General features: G+C 59.5%; 16 protein-coding genes. 12 read left to right on the forward strand and 4 right to left on the reverse strand.

All coding sequences use genetic code 11. The features are described from left to right. Window positions 1–11: 11 nt before the first annotated feature. From HHJ16_RS04245 to HHJ16_RS04270, 6 genes are all read left to right on the forward strand, one after another. Window positions 12–410 carry a VOC family protein gene (locus tag HHJ16_RS04245; protein ID WP_293640988.1) on the forward strand — a complete coding sequence of 133 codons (399 nt, stop codon included), beginning with the start codon at window positions 12–14 and terminating at the stop codon, window positions 408–410. Between the two features lie 71 nt (window positions 411–481). Further along, entirely contained in the window at window positions 482–1,123 is a 642-nt protein-coding gene (locus tag HHJ16_RS04250) for a tat (twin-arginine translocation) pathway signal sequence (RefSeq protein ID WP_293640990.1), read from the forward strand. Between the two features lie 48 nt (window positions 1,124–1,171). After that, window positions 1,172–2,740: a GMC family oxidoreductase gene (locus HHJ16_RS04255; RefSeq protein ID WP_293640992.1), complete on the forward strand. Its 1,569-nt coding sequence runs from the start codon at window positions 1,172–1,174 to the stop codon at window positions 2,738–2,740. Window positions 2,741–2,837: 97 nt separating this feature from the next. Further along, window positions 2,838–3,176, forward strand: coding sequence for a ribbon-helix-helix domain-containing protein (locus tag HHJ16_RS04260; RefSeq protein ID WP_293640994.1), 339 nt, complete (start codon window positions 2,838–2,840; stop codon window positions 3,174–3,176). 63 nt (window positions 3,177–3,239) lie between these two features. Beyond that, window positions 3,240–3,908, forward strand: a complete 669-nt coding sequence (locus HHJ16_RS04265; protein WP_293640996.1) for a histidine phosphatase family protein — start codon at window positions 3,240–3,242, stop codon at window positions 3,906–3,908. Between the two features lie 57 nt (window positions 3,909–3,965). Next, window positions 3,966–5,117: a hypothetical protein gene (locus HHJ16_RS04270; protein WP_293640998.1), complete on the forward strand. Its 1,152-nt coding sequence runs from the start codon at window positions 3,966–3,968 to the stop codon at window positions 5,115–5,117. Between the two features lie 26 nt (window positions 5,118–5,143). Here HHJ16_RS04270 and HHJ16_RS04275 read toward each other — a convergent pair whose 3' ends face one another. The 3 genes from HHJ16_RS04275 to HHJ16_RS04285 all read right to left on the reverse strand — a co-directional run bounded on the left by HHJ16_RS04275 (window position 5,144) and on the right by HHJ16_RS04285 (window position 9,201). Beyond that, window positions 5,144–6,487 carry a sorbosone dehydrogenase family protein gene (locus HHJ16_RS04275; RefSeq protein ID WP_293641000.1) on the reverse strand — a complete coding sequence of 448 codons (1,344 nt, stop codon included), beginning with the start codon at window positions 6,485–6,487 and terminating at the stop codon, window positions 5,144–5,146. A 154-nt stretch (window positions 6,488–6,641) separates the two neighbouring features. Beyond that, window positions 6,642–7,493 carry a creatininase family protein gene (locus HHJ16_RS04280; protein ID WP_293641002.1) on the reverse strand — a complete coding sequence of 284 codons (852 nt, stop codon included), beginning with the start codon at window positions 7,491–7,493 and terminating at the stop codon, window positions 6,642–6,644. Window positions 7,494–7,527: 34 nt separating this feature from the next. Continuing rightward, on the reverse strand, window positions 7,528–9,201 hold the full coding sequence (locus tag HHJ16_RS04285; protein WP_293641004.1) for a B12-binding domain-containing radical SAM protein: 1,674 nt from the start codon (window positions 9,199–9,201) through the stop codon (window positions 7,528–7,530). A 39-nt stretch (window positions 9,202–9,240) separates the two neighbouring features. On the opposite strand from HHJ16_RS04285, the gene HHJ16_RS04290 reads away from it, so the two are divergent. The 4 genes from HHJ16_RS04290 to HHJ16_RS04305 all read left to right on the forward strand — a co-directional run bounded on the left by HHJ16_RS04290 (window position 9,241) and on the right by HHJ16_RS04305 (window position 13,841). Next, window positions 9,241–9,570, forward strand: coding sequence for a DUF167 family protein (locus HHJ16_RS04290; RefSeq protein ID WP_293641007.1), 330 nt, complete (start codon window positions 9,241–9,243; stop codon window positions 9,568–9,570). A gap of 121 nt (window positions 9,571–9,691) precedes the next feature. Next, a complete protein-coding gene (locus HHJ16_RS04295; RefSeq protein ID WP_293641010.1) occupies window positions 9,692–11,860 on the forward strand; it encodes a thioredoxin family protein in 2,169 nt (722 codons plus the stop codon). A 65-nt stretch (window positions 11,861–11,925) separates the two neighbouring features. After that, window positions 11,926–12,423 (forward strand): CoA-binding protein, encoded by a 498-nt coding sequence (locus HHJ16_RS04300; RefSeq protein WP_293641012.1) that lies wholly within the window; start codon window positions 11,926–11,928, stop codon window positions 12,421–12,423. Window positions 12,424–12,509: 86 nt separating this feature from the next. Continuing rightward, a complete protein-coding gene (locus HHJ16_RS04305) occupies window positions 12,510–13,841 on the forward strand; it encodes a class I SAM-dependent methyltransferase (RefSeq protein WP_293641013.1) in 1,332 nt (443 codons plus the stop codon). Between the two features lie 40 nt (window positions 13,842–13,881). Here the strand turns inward: HHJ16_RS04305 and HHJ16_RS04310 are convergent, their stop codons facing one another. Next, a complete protein-coding gene (locus tag HHJ16_RS04310; RefSeq protein WP_293641014.1) occupies window positions 13,882–14,310 on the reverse strand; it encodes an aminoacyl-tRNA synthetase in 429 nt (142 codons plus the stop codon). An 88-nt stretch (window positions 14,311–14,398) separates the two neighbouring features. Between HHJ16_RS04310 and hemE the strand changes: the two genes are divergently transcribed. Further along, the gene (gene hemE / locus HHJ16_RS04315; RefSeq protein ID WP_293641016.1) at window positions 14,399–15,508 is read left to right on the forward strand and encodes a uroporphyrinogen decarboxylase; all 1,110 of its coding nucleotides are present in this window, start codon (window positions 14,399–14,401) and stop codon (window positions 15,506–15,508) included. 375 nt (window positions 15,509–15,883) lie between these two features. Then, a complete protein-coding gene (priA, locus tag HHJ16_RS04320) occupies window positions 15,884–18,019 on the forward strand; it encodes a primosomal protein N' (RefSeq protein ID WP_293641018.1) in 2,136 nt (711 codons plus the stop codon). The last annotated feature ends 14 nt before the right edge of the window (window positions 18,020–18,033 follow it).

Raw genomic sequence — 18,033 nt, forward strand, 5'->3', positions numbered from 1 at the left:
ACAAGGCCTGAATGTCAAAAATTATCCACAGCATGATCCGCGTGATGGACTTGGACCAGTCACTGAAGTTTTACGCGGACTGCTTTGCCCTGCAACCCGCTCACCGTCTGGATTTCCCAAGCTTCTCGCTGGTGTACCTGCGCAATGCAGAAAACGACGCCGAGATCGAACTCACCTGGAACCGCGGCCATACCGAGCCTTACACCCACGGCGACGGCTATGGCCACATTGGCGTGTGCGTGCCAGATGTCGTGTCTGACCGTGACCGCCTGCTCGGCCTTGGCTACCACCCGCTGGACATCAAGGAATTCAAGGCCGACGACGACTCGCTGATCGCACGCTACTTTTTTATTCAAGATCCCGATGGCTACAAAGTGGAGGTACTCGAACGTCTCGGTCATTACCAGTGAACCCTTAAGGCTCTGGCACGCCTCACCTTACGTATCACGCCATAGATTCAAACCAAGCACAGGAGACAACCATGAAAGTCATACCCATTACCCTGAATCTAGGGGGTAACCCTGCCGTATCTGGCAGCTGCAGTGAAGACAGTGGAGAGGTGCCCAAACTGAAGCTGCCGCTGACGCGCCGAAGTCTGTTGCGCGGCAGCGGGTTTCTGTTGGGCACCCTGGCCACTGGCAGCCTCTTGAGCGCGCTGGCCCCTTCGCGCGCCTGGGCCGTGGAACTCAAAACACTGAACAGCGCCGAAGGCACCACGCTCATGAAGATGGGCCGTGTCCTGTATCCGCACAGCAAACTGCCGGATGCCGTGTACGCGTTGCTTGCCAAGGATCTGGATGATGCCGCGACAAAAGACAGCGCGACCGCCGCGCTGATGCATACCGGCATAGCAGATCTCAATAAAGCCGCCGGAGGCGATTTCCCCAAAGCGTCCGCTGCCCGGCAACTCGCGGCCGTCAAGTCACTCGAAGGCACGCCGTTTTTTGCGGCTGTGCGTGGCAAATGCGTGACCTCGCTCTACGACAACGACATGGCCTTCGCCGTTTTCGGGTACCCCGGCTCGTCCTGGGAAAAAGGCGGCTACATCACGCGTGGCTTTCAGGATATCAAGTGGTTGGCTGAGCCGACAAAAGAGGCCAGCCCGCCACCGTGGTTCGGCTGAACCCTCCTCCACCCAGTTTCCCCACACATTTCCCACCAGGACACTACCATGGCAAAAATTGAGAACAGCGACGACAGTGTTGTCGTGATCATCGGCTCAGGTGCAGGGGGCGGAACGCTGGCCCACGAGCTGTGCACCAAAGGCGTCAAGGTCGTCGTACTGGAAGCCGGTGCGATGCAGTCGCAGGCCACCTACATTAACGACGAATGGAAATCCTTCAGCCAGCTGGCGTGGCTCGACAACCGGACCACATCGGGCAACTGGCGGGTTGCCAAAGACTTCCCAAATCTGCCCACCTGGATTTGCAAAACCGTGGGCGGCACCACCACGCACTGGGCCGGTGCCTCGCTTCGCCTGCAGGAGCACGAATTCAGAGCCAAAACCCATTATGGCGAGCTCAAGGGCACCAATCTGTTGGACTGGCCCATCACGCTGCAGGAGTTGGAGCCCTACTACGCCAAAGCCGAAAACAAGATGGGCGTGACCCGCACCAATGGCATTCCGGGCCTGCCAGGCAATAACAATTTCAAAGTTTTGTATGCGGGTGCCACAAAGCTGGGCTACAAAGAAGTGCACACCGGGAACATGGCGATCAACAGTGAGCCGCGCGATGACCGCGGTCGCTGTATGCAGTTAGGGTTCTGTTTTCAAGGCTGCAAGTCCGGCGCCAAATGGTCCACACTGTACGTTGAAATTCCCAAGGCCGAGGCGACCGGCAACCTCGACCTGCGGCCCGAATCGCATGTCTCGCGCATCGAGCACAATGCCAGCGGCAAAGTAAGTGGCGTGGTTTACTTCGACAAAGACGGCAAAGAGCAACGCCAGAAAGCCCGCGTGGTCTGCGTCGCCGGCAACTCGATCGAAACGCCGCGGCTGCTGCTGCTGTCGGCCTCTCCGCAGTTTCCGAACGGTCTGGCCAATTCTTCGGGCCAGGTTGGCCGCAACTACATGCGTCACCTGACCGGCACGGTATATGGTGCCTTCAAGGACCCGGTGCATATGTACCGCGGCACCACCATGGCCGGCATCATTCGCGATGAAGCGGGGCACGACACCCGGCGCGGCTTTGTCGGCGGCTACGAGATGGAAACGGTGTCGCTGGGCGTGCCGTTCATGGCCGCGTTCCTGAACCCGGGTGGCTGGGGGACGGACTTCAGTTGGTGGATGGATCGCTACACGAACTTGGCCGGCATGTGGATAGTCGGCGAAGACATGCCGCGCGAAACCAACCGCGTGACACTGAATGCGGCAGTCAAGGACAAATGGGGCAATGCCGTGCCGAATGTGCACTATGACGATCACGACAACGACCTTGCCATGCGCGACCACGCCTTTACGCAAGGTGAGCGGGTCTACCAAGCGGCCGGCGCAATCAGGACCTTCCGCACGCCGCCCTACCCCTCCACCCACAATCTGGGTACCTGCCGGATGAGCGCCAATGCAGCAGACGGCGTCTGCAACAAGTGGGGACAGACGCATGACATCAATAACCTGTTTATCTCGGACGGCAGCCAGTTCACCACCGGCGGTGCCGAAAACCCAACGCTGACCATCGTAAGTCTCGCGATTCGGCAGGCCGACTACATCACCCGTCAAATGACAGAGAAAACAATTTGAGGCATGCTCCGAGCTGAGGTGGCGGCGACAGGCGCTGCCACCTCAGCCTTTTTTTGACCACGCGTTCCAGCCCGACTAGTCCGTCAAGGAATCCACCATGTGTTATGTCTATGTGCATGCCGACCCGATCCAGTATGAAGCGCGAACGCGTTCTCTGAGGATCAATAACGTGGTCACCACGATCCGGCTGGAGAACCTGTTTTGGGACGTGCTGGCAGAGATCGCCAGCCGCGAAGGCAAGACCACCAACCAGATGATCGCGACCTTGTACGAGGAACTGACCGCCCTGCGTGAAGACAACCCCAACTTCACATCGTTTCTCCGCGTCTGCTGCCTGCGCTACCTCTCGCTGCCTCGGCTCGATGAATCGGCGCAAGAGCTGGCAGTCTTGCGCACCGCGCTGGCACCCGCACGGCCGACCGCGCTGTCGCATTGAGCCCTTCCTGACGCGTCGCCCGAGTGACAAGAGCCGTCGGACCATATGGTCTAAATTCGCCGAATGGGAATTCTTTATTTAGTACGCCACGGCCAGGCTTCGTTTGGCGCCAATGACTATGACGTCCTGAGCAGCACAGGGCGAGAGCAAAGTGTCCGCCTCGGCGAATACTTCAAATACAAAGGCGTAAGCTTCGACGCGGCGCTGACGGGCTCGCTCAATAGGCAGATTCAAACTTTCGCCGGAATATGTCAGGGCATGGACACCACGCTGGACGCGCTGTCCTGGCCTGGGCTCAACGAATACGACAGTGAAGCGGTGATCGCCTCAGTCCATCCCCACAAACTGGAAAAAGCGAACGCGCCCGAGATGTACCGGCACCACTTCCGCCTGCTGAAGGATGGTCTGGCCCAGTGGATGGCCGGCGTGGTCAGCCCCCATGGAATGCCGAGCTATACCGATTTTGTAGCGGGAGTCACCAGTGCGCTGGACCACGTACGCACCAGCTATGACGGCAATGTGCTGATCGTCTCCAGTGGCGGGCCGATCTCCACCGCCGTCGGTCAGGTGCTCAATACCAGCCCGGAAGCGACCATTGAGCTGAACATGGGCATCCGCAACAGCTCGGTGACAGAATTTGCGTTTACCCCAAAGCGCCACAGGCTGGTAACCTACAACACGCTGCCGCATCTGGACGCGCCCGAGTACGCAAAATGGGTGACCTACGCCTGAGGCAAGCGCTGCCCTGACTTGCAGAATCGGCCACAAACAAAGATACTCTGCGGCACCATGACCGCCATTCACCGCACACGCTCCCGCACGGGCGGCATTCGCCTACGCACCGTATCAACCGACGCGCTGACGGCGGCGAGCCACAGCTTCCTGGCGCAGCTGGAGCGGCTCGGTCTCACGCCAAATGTTGAAACGGCGGAAGGGCTTGAAGTCCCGATAGGCGACGTCGAAAAGAGCTTTCACCTGCGCGACGACCTCGCGCAAAGCTGGGCGCCCGGTGGCGACACCACCACTTTGACGGCTCGGCTGCGGTTGAACACGGAGCGCCGGTTGGACGATCTGGAGCGGGAAATTTTGCTCGCCATGCTGCTGAGCCCGGTGGCGTTCGAGTTTCCGAGTCATGCCGAGCTGGCCGCCAGCGTACGCATACGCCGCAACATCGTGGTGGCCGCACGCAAGACGTCGCTGGCTTTTCACACCACCGAGCTTGATCGACCGGAGGATTGCTGGACCTACGCCAAGGGAAGGGGCTTCACCGTACGACCCGGCCATTCATTGATCGCCGCCCTGCAAAAAGCCACTCAGCCAGAATCCTCAGGCAAGCTGTACTCGTTTTCCTGCTACCGCGCCACGGAGTACGTGATTTTGCTGGCGATTGCGCAAGAGCTCGCGCACTGCAACCCGGTTCTACTGGAAGGCTTGCAGCGCCAGTGGGAACACCGCGCCATCATGTCGGGACAGTTTCATGACGTATTTTTGCGCGAATACGGTTCGATGGAAGCCCCGCTGCCGCCCAAATATTACGTGCCGGGTGATCGTCTGTGGTTTCGTAACCCGGATGCGCACTCTTCCGACGTCTCCGGCTATGAGGGCTCCTGGGTGTTTTATCTGGGAGGCGGGCTGTTCACCAATTTCTGGCAACGCGAGCGACCCTACACCTTGACCGCTAAATGCCTTGAGCTGTTTCATTGGCGCCACGCGACCTATGTCGATGCGGGCGGTGAATTGCGCATTGATGAAGATATCGTCAAGGCACTCGTCCAGGCCTCGATGGCTGACCCGATCGAATTAGCGAAGATTCTGGAACTCATGCTGCGCCTGAGAGAGCCCCAAGGGGTGTACCAGTCGGGCGGCTGCATAGACGCCTCTCGCGAATACCCCCGCTGGGTCTGCCCGGGCAGCGCCGACATGGTATTGCCGGCTGACTGATGCCACCTGGCGCGGTCCCGCAACGCCTATTTTGCAGCGCTGCCGCTGACGCGCCAGATCACATTGCCCACGTCGTCGGCCACAAGCAGCGCGCCGCGCTTGTCGATCGCCACGCCCACTGGCCGGCCGTAGGCATAGCCTTCGGCACTCAGAAAACCTGTCAGTACGTCCACGGGTAGACCGACCGGCTGGCCTTTAGAAAAAGGCACAAACACGACCTTGTAGCCGCTGTGCGGCACGCGGTTCCACGAGCCATGCTCACCTACAAACGCGCCGTTTGATAAGGAGGGAGGCAGAGCGTTTCCGTCCGAGAAAGCCATCCCCAAAGGCGCGACGTGGGAGCCCAGCGCGTAGTCGGGTGACAGGGATTTCGCCACCAGATCAGGCCGCGGAGGTTTGACGCGATCGTCGACGTGTTGGCCGTAGTAGCTGTATGGCCAACCGTAAAACGCGCCGTCCTTTACGGAGGTCAGGTAGTCGGGTACCAGGTCGCTGCCAATCTCGTCGCGCTCATTGACGACCGTCCAGAGGGCGCCGCCTTCCGGCGCCCACCCCATCCCGTTCGGATTGCGCAGGCCAGACGCAAACACGCGGTGACTACCGGTTTTGGGATCGACTTCCCAAATCGCAGCACGACCAACTTCCGCCTCAACGCCTCGTTCGCCCGCGTTGCTGTTGGAGCCGACCGTTACATAAAGCTTTGAGCCATCCGGGCTGGCAATCAGGTTTTTAGTCCAGTGGTGGTTGATCGGCCCACCCGGCAGATCCACCACCTTGACCGGCGGCGCGTCGATCGTCGTTTGCCCGGTTTGGTAGGGGAAGCGAACCACCGAGTCGGTATTGGCTACATACAAATCATTGCCTACCAATGCCATGCCGAAGGGAGAGCTCAGGTTTTCCAAAAACACGCTTCGGGTCACTGTTTTACCGTCGCCGTTAACGTCGCGCAGCAGTGTGATGCGATTGGCAGAAGGCACACCGGCACCGGCTCCTTTCATCACCCATCTCATGACCATGCCCTTGACGCCCCGACCGTCCTCAGGCTTAGGGGGCGCGTTGCTTTCTGCCACCAGGACGTCACCATTGGGAAGGACATAGACCCAGCGCGGATGCTCCAGGCCAACCGCGAGCGGCATGACTTCCAGCCCCGCCTGGGGCGTCGGCATCACACCGTCAGGCCAACCCTTGGCGGGGGCTATGTTCACCGTGGGAATCAGGCTCGTCTTGGGCAGAGGCAAGGTGGGATGGGCGCCCATGCCCGCCTCCGGTGGCAGCATCGCGGTGTCGCTGCAGGCAGCCAGGCCGCCAACCACACCCAGGCAAAGCACGGACGTACTCCAATATTTGACAAAGAAAGCTGGTGACTGCATGAAAAATCCTTTTGAAAACTTATGGCGTACTGACGACGCATAAATACTTTTGCACCCTGCATCATCCGCGCCCGGCCCGGCCGTATCTGTCAGTGAACCTCACCGGGACTTGTCAGCGTTTTACTGCGTCGGTCAGGGCGTCTGAGCCTGCATTTCAAAACGCCGTCTGGTTGCGCAAGGTGCTGGCAGGTAACTGGTCGATTTCGGCCAGCAGTTGGGCCAAGCTGCGGCCAGCGGCGTCCAGCAGCGCGCGCCCCTTGTCTACCGTAGCCGCAGCGGCATTGCCGACTGCGCCTTGCGGGTTGTAATCCTGCATTTGCCAGCCTAGCTTGGCACTCCGGCCATCGCCCAGAATACCGAATGTTTGCGCTCTGTCTTGTGAGGTGGAATGAAAATCTTGGGCCTGCGTCATGTCGACCTGCTCCGGTTTGAGGGCCAGCATCATCGAGGTTTCAATCTCTCCGGCGTGAATGCCGAAGCGGTGTTCGTCGGCGCTGAATCGGTCGCCCACGGAATCCCCCTTCCCGTCACTGAGCGGCAGGTTGAACCAGTTCACGCTGTACACCAACATATCGAGCCGTGCCCGGAGGTCGCGCGCCACCACGTCCAGCAGGCCAACCTGGCCACCATGGGAATTCAGCAACACGAGTTTTTTGATGCCACTGTGCGCCACGGATTCGGCCAGCTCGGTCCAGAGCCTGATCAGCGTGTCGGCCTTGAGCGTGAGCGTGCCTGCAAAGCGCGCGTGCTCGGGGCTCAAACCGACCGATTGCGTGGGCAAAAACAGCACCGGCAGGCCGGGCGACAGAAGCGGCAATGCGCTCGCAATCACGCCGTCGACCAATGTGGCATCCACATTGAGCGGGAGATGAGGGCCGTGCTGCTCGATCGCAGCTACCGGCAACACCGCGATGCAGCGGGTCAAGTCGAGGCGCGCGAAGTCGGGACTTTTCAGGTCGGCCCAAAAACGAGGTGTGGCGGCAGGCGTGGAAGGAATCGATTTCATATGAGTATTTTGGGGCCAACGGCTTAAAGGCTTTTCATGCGGCCGCCGCCGCTCGCTTGATCGCCTCGCGGTGAACTTGCAACGCCGCCTGACCGTTCTCTCCTTGCTGTTGCCTCACATGGCGACCCTGCCGTTCAGCATGGCGTTTTTCATTCGTTCCAGGTGAGTCGATTCGGTCTGCACTCAGCACCCTAGCCAGACAGTTTGGTTTGCCGCGCGCACCACTGGCGCGGTAATCAGCCAGCAAGGCGGTGCTCACCTCGTCCGCGAGCAACCCGCGCATGGCGGTGAGGTGTTCAAACAACAAATCTACCAGTTTTTCGAGTGCAAATTCATGCGTTTTTCCGGTGACCCGCCAGAGCCAGTCGCTAAAAGTCAAGAAGTGATAAAACGCCGAACCCGCCATATCGTCCTTGCTCCGAAGCAGCAAAGACAGCGCTTGTGAGAACCGCCCCGAGTTGGCGACCATTTCCCAATAGCGCGCGAAACGGTTGATGCGCTGCATGGTGACAAAGTCAATCGTCGAGTTCTGCAAAATCGTGTAGGGCGTCTGCGGGTCGTAGACCATCGAAAAATCAGCGGTATGCCGAGTGATGGGCGTGCCGCGCAGGCGCTTGAGAATGCCAAACTGAATTTCGTGGGGCGCCAGTTGATACAAGCGATCAAATCCCTGGGCAAAACTCTCAAGCGTTTCGCCGGGCAGACCAAAAATCAGGTCGGCATGCACGTGGGCCTGACTTTCATGAACCAGCCAGCGCAGGTTGTCGGCGGTTTTGGTGTTGTCCTGCTTGCGCGAAATGCGCTTTTGCACTTCCGGGTTGAAGGTCTGGATGCCGACTTCAAACTGCAGCGAACCGGCTGGGAACTTCGCGATCAGCAGTTTGAGCCGATCGGGCAGGCTATCGGGTACAACTTCAAAATGAACAAATAGATCGGCGGCCATGCGATCCAGAAAAAACTGCAGGATGCGCACCGAGTGATCGACTTTTAAATTGAAGGTGCGGTCCACAAACTTGAAGTTGCGCGCGCCGCGCTGGTAAAGCGCGTCCATCGCGGCCATGAACGGGTCCAGATCAAACGCCCAGGCCGTTTTGTCGAGCGAACTCAGGCAGAACTCGCACTTGAACGGACAGCCGCGCGAAGCCTCAACATACAACAGACGCTTGGAAAGATCCTGGTTGGTGTACTCGCTGTAGGGCAGGGCAAGCGCTGCCAACGCGGGCTGCTCGCCAACGATCACTTTCATCAGTGGCTTGGGGCCATTCAGCAGTGCGCTGCAGAGTTTGGGGAAGCTCACGTCACCCCAGCCGGTGACGACATGGTCGGCCAGGCGACAAATTTCCTGGTCGGCGGTTTCGTGACTGACCTCGGGTCCACCCAGCACCACTTTGATGTCCGGGCGCAGCGCTTTGAGCAGGCGCACCACTTGGGTGGTTTCCACCACGTTCCAGATGTAGATGCCGAGGCCAATGACGTCGGGCTCCAGTGCCAGCAGCTCTTCCACAATCTGCGTGGGACGCTGCTGGATGACGAATTCGCGCAGTTGCGTCTGGGCGCGCAGACCGACACCGCCATGCATCTCCATATTGGCCAGCAAGTAGCGCAAACCCAGCGAAGCGTGAATGTACTTGGCGTTGAGCGTGGCCAGAACAATGCGCCCGCTACTGGCGGGCTGACAAGGGGTGATCTGGGACGCAACGCGGTTCATACCGGTATTATCGAGCGATGACAACAACCCTGGTTTGTGGTGACGCGTAGAAATTCGACCGGCGATTCCTTTTTTGCCTGGGAGGGCGACACCTTGGTCGTGAATATTCTGGGCAAGCCGAACGCGGCACGCAATGTCATTGGAAAGCCCAAGGGAACACAACTTAAAGTCAGCGTCACCGCCGCACCGGTCGCAGGCAAGGCGACTGACCACATGGTTCGTTTTTTGGCGCCCCTTTTTGGCGTGGTGACGGCCGACATTGAGGTGGTGTTTGGCCGGGAAAACGTGAACAAGCAGCTGCGCATCAAAGCCCCGAAGAAACTGCCCGCGGTGTTTACACAATCGTCTTTGCTGCCAGCCGAGGATTAAGTTGTTGCTCTCGTTTGCTTACTCGAATCTGCTTCCCTCGCCTGCCGCACAATGCGGGGCACCGCTGCGCGTCTCCTGCGCCACTGGAACTAAAGCCCGGTCCACTGCTCACACCCTCATCATGAATTTCCAACGTCTGGTTTCAGCTATCTTTTTGGTAGCTGCTTGCGCCCTTTCAACAGGCGCTTCCGCCCAAAGCGGTCTTATCAGTTCCGCCGTTACCCCCGCAAAAGGCTCGGTTGTCACCACCGACCAGGTGCGCGCTGAACTCCTGGCCTGGGCGCCAGAGGGTGTAGAAGCAGGCAAGCCGGTCTGGCTTGGGTTGCAGCTCGCCCACCAGCCTGAATGGCACACCTACTGGAAAAATTCCGGGGACTCAGGCCTTCCGACCCAGCTGGAGTGGCAGTTGCCCAGTGGCATCACAGCCGGGGAAATTGCCTGGCCGACACCCAAAAAAATATCAATCGGAACCTTGGCCAACTATGGCTATGACAACACCGTGTTACTGCCGGTGCCGCTCACCATAGCGCCCGGTTTCGGCGGTTCGGGTTCCTCGCAACTCGATGTCAAACTCAAGGCCGCATGGCTGGTCTGCCGAAAAGAGTGCATCCCGCAAGAAGGTGAATTTGCGCTCAGTATTCCTGTTAGAGGCTCGACCGCGCTTAGCGGCGCGGCGTTCCAGGCCACTTTTGACGCGACTCCCAAACCACTCCCCCCGGGCAGTAGCGAGGTGGAGGTCAGCGGCCAAGCTTTAAAGGTGTCGCTGGCAGGGTTGCCGACCGCTCTCCAAGGAAAAACGCTGGCCTTGTTCCCGGAAACCGGTAGCGTGATCGAGCCGGCAGCGCCTTGGCAGCAAGCCTGGCAAGGCGCGCTTTGGACAGCGCAGCTGCCGATGTCCGGCCAACGTACCGAAAGTCCCACCCAACTCCCGGTGGTCGTTTCGTTCGACCAGGTGGCTTACCGCATCGAAGCGCCGGTCAAAGGCGAATGGCCCGCCGTAGCGGCTGCCGCAGTCGTACCTGCGGCACTTGAAGCAGCCCTTCGAGCCAATGCGGCTGTGGGTTCCGCACCGGTACAAAACGGCGGAGCGCCCCTGGGACTGCTGGCCGCGTTGATTGGCGCGCTGTTGGGCGGGATGATCCTGAATCTGATGCCCTGCGTGTTTCCCGTTCTAGCCATCAAGGTGGTGGGTTTTGTCCACATAAAAACCCAAGCCACGCGTCTGGCGACAGGGCTGGCTTACAGCGCCGGTGTGGTGTTGTCGTTCTTGGCGCTGGGTGCGTTGCTGCTGGGCCTGCGCGCCGCAGGCGAGCAATTGGGTTGGGGCTTTCAACTGCAGAGCCCCGCCGTGGTGGCCTCGCTGGCGGCCTTATTCACGCTGCTCGGTCTCAACTTGGCGGGACTCTTTGAATTTGGCAGCTTCCTGCCCAGCAAAGTGGCTAATCTGCATTCGAAAAATCCCAATATCAATGCGTTTTTGTCGGGCGTGCTGGCCACCGCCATTGCCGCGCCTTGCACCGCGCCATTTATGGGGGCGTCATTGGGGTATGCCATCGGGCTGCCGGCGCTGCAGGCGTTGGCGGTGTTTGGAACGATCGGCATCGGCATGGCCCTGCCCTATCTGGCTGCAAGCGCGGTGCCTGCCGTAGCGCGAGCGTTGCCGCGCCCCGGCGCCTGGATGGTGACGTTCAAGCAACTGATGGCGTTTCCGATGTTTGCCACCGTCGCCTGGCTAGTCTGGGTGCTGGGTCAGCAAAGCGGAATAGACGGCGCCGGCGCGTTGCTTGCGCTACTGGTGCTGATGACGATGGCGATTTGGGCCTTTGGCTTACGGGGACCGTCCCGCACGGTGATCGCGACGCTTTCCATAGCGCTCGGCGTCGTTGGAATCTGGGCTATCGGTCCTAATGTCATCAAACCTGTCACTACTTCCGCCACGACCGAAGCCTCCGGCAGATGGCAGGCCTGGGAGCCGGGCCGCGTGGACCAACTGACCGCACAAGGGCAAAGCGTTTTTGTGGACTTTACTGCCGCTTGGTGCGTGACCTGCCAGTACAACAAGAAAACCACGTTGTCTAACGCGTCGGTGCTGGCCGACATGGACGAAAAAAATGTGGCGCTGCTGCGCGCTGACTGGACCCGCCGCGACCCAGCGGTGACCGCGGCGCTGGCGCAGTTGGGCCGCAGTGGCGTGCCGGTGTATGTACTGTACAAATCAGGTCGACCCCCGGTGGTGCTATCAGAAGTTTTGTCTGTGGATGATGTCAGGGCAGCGTTGGCCAAGCTGTGACGTGTCGAGGGCTTCGTGGGCGAGTGTTCGACACTGACCACACGCAATAAAAGGAACCGCGCCTTATGAAACCGATACCGCTCGCCGAGCGCATCCCCTACATCCTCAACCACTGCCGCACCATTGCGGTGGTCGGCCTTTCACCCAAGCCTCACCGTGCCAGCTTTGATGTGGCGCGCTACATGCAGGCCAGCGGTTACCGCATCATTCCCATCAACCCGAACGTTGCCGGGATGCAAGGCCAGGTTCTTGGCGAAAAGGCTTACGCCACGCTACTGGAAGCCGCGCGACACGAAACGATTGATCTGGTCAACTGCTTTCGTAACAGCGAGGACATTCCGCCCATCGTCGACGAGGCCATCGCCATCGGCGCCAAGGCGATCTGGATGCAGCTTGCCATTACCAATGCAGCGGCGGCAACCAAGGCCGAAGCGGCGGGCCTGCTGGTGGTGCAGGACCACTGCATCAAAATAGATCACCGGGTGCTGTGGTCGCAAGGTCTGCTGCAAGCGCCCGCGCAGCTACCCGCGAACAGCCCAAACCCAGGTACACCTAAGGTTTAAGGTACTCGTCATCGCCGCATTCGCTGCGGCGGATGCCGCCCCTTTCTGCCTCTTTTCCCTGCCTCTTTTTTCTGCATAAGACACGCATGCCCCCTAACTATCTTCCCCAAGTCAGAAGCCAATACGAGGCCTTGCCTTATCCGCCACGCGACCCGGAAGACGATCGCAAGCGTCTGGCGCTGACATGGTTGGAAGACCTGCCCATGATTAACCACTACTGTTTTGCCGGAAAGCAGTCTTTTCAAAACGGCTTTAGGGCCCTGGTGGCCGGAGCGGGGACGGGCGACGCCACTATTTTTCTGGCCGAGCAGTTGCGCACCACCAACGCGGAAGTGGTGCATCTGGACATGAGCGAAGCCAGTACCGCGTTAGCCAAGGAGCGGGCCGACATTCGCGGACTGACCAACATCACTTGGGTCCACGACTCCCTGCTCAACCTGCCCACCCTGGGCTTGGGTAAATTCGACTACATCAACTGCAGCGGCGTGCTGCACCACTTGGCCGACCCAGACCTGGGTTTCAGGGCGCTGCGCAGCGTTCTCAAGGACGACGGCGCTATTGGCTTGATGGTCTATGCCACCACAGGCCGCACCGGTGTTTATCAAATGCAGGCGCTGATGCGTCTTGTGAACGGCACGCAGACTGACGATCTGCACAAGCTTGCCAATACACGCGACTTGCTGGCCAGTTTGCCACCCAGCAACTGGTTTATGCGCAGCGAAGATTTGGTGCATGACCACAAGGCCGGTGACGCCGGCATCTACGATCTGCTGCTGCATTCGCAAGACCGCTCTTACTCAGTTGGAGAACTGTTCGACTGGTTGGGTGATGGCGCAAAAGAAGGTCAGCACAGTGGGCACGGGATGCACTTGGCGTTCACTGACGTGCAGCGCGGGCGCTCGCCTTATTTGCCGCACATGGTGCTCGGCAACAAACCGCCTGTCATGGCCAACGCATTGCGTCAATTGCCGCGCCGGCGGCAGTATGAAATGGCTGAGCTCATGATTGGCAACATCATTACTCATTCACTGTATGTCACTCGGGATGCGAGCTGCACTGCCCCTTACGGAAATGCCGAATACGTGCCCTTTTTCTTCCACGAACCCCTGACAGGTGAAATGGCGGCGCAGGTCTTTGGCAGCAACCGAGGTCAACCCTTCATTCTGAAGCACCAGCACTCGAGGATGTCGCTGATGGTCAACCCGGGCAAATATGGAGCCAAAATATTAGGCCTAATAGACGGCCGGAAAAGTTTTGGCGAAATCTTTGATCAGTTTCGCGCCGAATGGCATGGGAAAGCCGCGGCCCCTAACAACGAGGTATTGTTCGCGGACTTTGCGGAGTCCTATGAGGCTCTTAATGCGCTCGACCGCTTGCTCCTCAAACACCCCGAAGCCGATGCTGTGGCAGCGAACTAACCGGCCACGCCCCCAGTTCCTGCAGCACTTCTTGAAAACGTCAAGCTAAGGCGGGGGTGCTACCCGGCAACGGTTTGAGCCGCTTACCGTGTTCCAGCCGAAAAATCAGCTCCTTGACGATCCCGTACATCACCGCGCGATCCCGACTCGGATGGTCTAAAAAATGAACGGTAGTGGTACCTATGCTTGCAAAACCATTGCCCGGCTGCTCGGGACCGTTGCCGTAAGTCACCGTGATGCCGTACTCGGTCATCAGCGGTCCACAGGCCTGCCAATCGCGCGTCCACTGCGGCAAGGCCAGCGCGTTGTCCCAGAGCGTTCCCGCACTTTCATAACATTCCTCGATGTGGTGATGCCCCAGCAGTTGCGCCAAGTGCCGCTCTTTGGCAATACAGCTGCGAAAATACTCCTGGTCATTCATGTGCATGGCGACGCCCTTTACAAGACAAGCAAAAACTAACCATGCCATGGTAAATCTGAACCCGTCCTGCGCATAGCGGCCCACGCGGAAAAGCTACTTCGGGCGAAGCGCACCTCACACCTGAGACAATCTAGCCATGTTTGCACCACTTCAAAACGACACTTTTCTCCGCGCCTGCCTGCGCCAGTCAACCGACTACACCCCCGTCTGGCTAATGCGACAAGCTGGCCGCTATTTACCGGAATACCGCGCAACCCGCGGCCAAGCCGGCAGCTTCATGGGGCTGGCCACCAACACGGATTACGCGACTGAAGTCACCTTGCAGCCGCTGGAGCGCTACCCGCTGGATGCCGCCATTTTATTCAGCGACATTCTGACCGTGCCCGATGCCATGGGTTTGGGCTTGTCGTTTGCGTTGGGTGAAGGCCCGCGTTTTGCCACCCCGGTCCGTGACGAGGCAGCGGTGGCCCGTCTGGCGGTGCCAGACATGAACAAACTGCGTTATGTGTTTGATGCGGTCACGTCTATCCGCAAGGCACTGAACGGCCGCGTGCCGCTGATCGGCTTTTCGGGCAGCCCCTGGACGTTGGCCTGCTACATGGTGGAAGGTGCCGGATCTGACGACTACCGCCTCGTCAAAACCATGCTCTACCAGCGCCCCGACCTGCTGCACAAAATCCTGGCGATCAACGCAGACGCGGTAGCCGCCTACCTGAACGCGCAGATTGAAGCCGGAGCCCAAGCAGTCATGATTTTTGACAGCTGGGGGGGCGTGCTGGCCGATGCCGCGTTTTACACCTTCAGCCTGGCCTATACCGCCCGGGTACTAGGCCAGCTCAAACGCGAGCACAACGGCGTGAAAATCCCGCGACTGGTATTTACCAAAGGCGGCGGGCCGTGGCTGGAAGCCATGGGCCAGCTTGATTGCGAGGTACTGGGTCTGGACTGGACTGTCAATTTGGCTCAAGCGCGGGCACGGGTAGCCGAACAAGGACCTCATGCCAAGGCACTCCAAGGCAATCTGGACCCCAGCGTGCTGTTTGCCAGCCCGGCCCAAATTGAAGCGGAGGTGGCCAGCGTGCTGGACAGCTTTGGCCCTCCTCACCTGGATGCCAGTCAGGCTGGGCCGACCCATATTTTCAACTTGGGTCACGGCATCAGCCAGCATACCCCGCCCGACAACGTCGAAGTGCTGGTTCGCGCAGTGCACACTTACTCTCGCAAGATGCGCACGGCTCGGGCCTGAGACCTTCCACGCACGCCAGGAAACCGCCGATTCAGCGGCTATTTCAAGCATGACTAGCACAAAATCAGGCGCCTGCATTGGGACTTATGCACAAATTCCATGCTGCGGTGCCGCAAGGCAGGAGTGGCTGCCGATACCGCGCTATCAAAGAAATAGCGCATCTAAGTTGTTGATTTATATAGGAACTTTAACCTGCCATTTTTTCAGGCATTTTAAGAAAAACGTTGATTTACAAGGCTTTGATCCGCTATCTTCCAAGCTATCAACAAAGTTATCCACAGAAAATCTTGACAGCTTCAAAGTGGTGATAAATCAACGACTTAGCGCATTCATTGGATGTGTTTTTGAAGAAGTACCCATAAGTGGGTACCCCAAATGAGTTACTGGCTAGGGGTGGTCGTGGCCACACCGGCACACAGCGGCATCGCCGGACCTCTGACTTATCGGAGCGAGTCACCGCTAGCGCCCGGCACGCTGGTACGCGTCCCACTGGGTAAACGAGAAGTGCTTGGCGTGGTCTGGGAACTCTTGCCAGACGCTGGGGACTTGCTTGAGACGCAAGCCCGGCCTCTGGCCGGCGTCCTGGATGGACTGACGCCCCTCTCCGCAACCTGGCGAAAACTTGTAACATTTACGGCAAGTTATTACCAGCGCTCTTTGGGCGAGGTGGCGCTGGCTGCGCTGCCGCCGCAGTTGCGCGAACTGAGCAGCCTCCAGCTGGCGCGCCGGCTGAAGCGTCCTGTGGTGGATACCAGCAGCATGCAGGAAATAAATAATTTGATAGCGCTTAGCGCCCAGCAGACAAGGGCGCTCGCCGAATTTAATGCCGATAGGCGACCCGCCTTATTGTTTGGTGCCACCGGCAGTGGCAAAACCGAGGTTTATCTGCGCGCTGCCGCCGAGGTGCTGGCGCAAGACCCGGGCGCACAGGTGCTGGTGATGGTGCCGGAGATCAACCTCACACCGCAATTGCAAGCGCGTTTCGAAGCCCGCTTCGCCCACTTGGGCAAAGAACGGGTGGTAGCGATGCACAGCGGACTGACGCCCGCCCAGCGGCTTAAAAGTTGGCTGGCCGCCCACGCGGGCCATGCGCGGCTGGTGTTGGGTACGCGCATGGCGGTGTTGGCTTCTCTCCCCAATTTAAGGTTGCTGGTGGTGGATGAAGAACACGATCCCAGTTACAAGCAGCAGGAGGGCGCCCGTTATTCGGCGCGAGATCTGGCGGTGTACCGCGCCCAACTGGAAACCGGGCAAGCTGCTGTCGCCGCTCCGCCTCACGGCGCCTGCCGGGTACTGCTGGGATCCGCCACACCTTCCCTGGAAAGCTGGCAGGCGACGATCACGGGCCGCTATCAGCGGCTCACCATGAGCGATCGTATCGGCTCGGATCAAGCGGACGGCGGCGCCTACCTTGGCCGACTGCCGACTGTAAGGCGGGTGGACATGAATCACCAGCCCAAACACAGCGTCATCGCGCCGCCGTTGCTGGCTGCCATGGCCGAAAGGGTGGCGCGCGGCGAACAATCGCTGATTTTTTTAAACCGCCGCGGCTACGCGCCCGTGCTGGCCTGCCACGATTGCGATTGGAAAAGCGAATGTCCGCATTGCAGCGCCTACCGCGTGTTTCACAAAATCGACCGTACCCTGCGCTGCCACCATTGCGGTTTCACCGAACGCGTGCCGCGGGCCTGCCAGAACTGCGGCAACCTTGACATCGCTCCGGTCGGTCGCGGCACCGAACGACTGGAGGAACATCTTGCTGAACTGCTAACGGGCGTGTTGCGGCCCGACGGAAGTGCCGCGCGCATCCTCCGCATCGACGCCGACACCACCCGGCTCAAGGGCGCGCTCGAGTCGCAATTGGCGAGCGTGCATGCCGGCGAGGTCGACGTGCTGGTTGGTACGCAAATGATTGCCAAAGGCCATGATTTTCGGCATATCACGCTGGTGGCGGCGCTCAACCCCGACGGGGCGCTATTCTCCAGCGACTTTCGCGCACCCGAGCGCTTGTTCAGCTTGCTGATGCAGGCAGGCGGGCGGGCGGGCCGAGATGCGCGACAGAGCGAAGCCAGTGAAATGTGGGTCCAAACTTTTCATCCTGATCATCCGCTGTTCGCCGCCCTCAAACAGCACGATTACCCGGCTTTCGCAGCGCAGCAACTCGCTGAGCGCCACGCTGCGGGCCTGTCGCCGTTCGGATTCTCCGCGCTGCTTCGCGCCGAGGCCCGAACGCAGGAAGTCGCCCAGGGATTTTTGAATGCCGCCGTCACCTTGGCGCAACCGCTTCAGCTGCCCGGCCAAGCTCAGGTGACGTTGTACCCGGCCGTTCCCATGACGATCCAGCGCGTCGCCAATATTGAGCGCGCCCAAATGCTGATAGAGAGTCCTTCGCGCACGGCGTTGCAGCGTTTCCTGGCAGCATGGCAGCCGGTACTGTTTGAAACACGTCGGCAAGGTGAGTTCAAAAGCCTGATTCGCTGGGCGATTGATGTGGATCCGATTGCCATTTAAGGGGTGTGGGCACA

Origin of the sequence: Polaromonas sp., assembly GCF_012927485.1 — a bacterium.
In the GTDB taxonomy this organism is placed as follows: Bacteria; Pseudomonadota; Gammaproteobacteria; order Burkholderiales; family Burkholderiaceae_C; genus Polaromonas.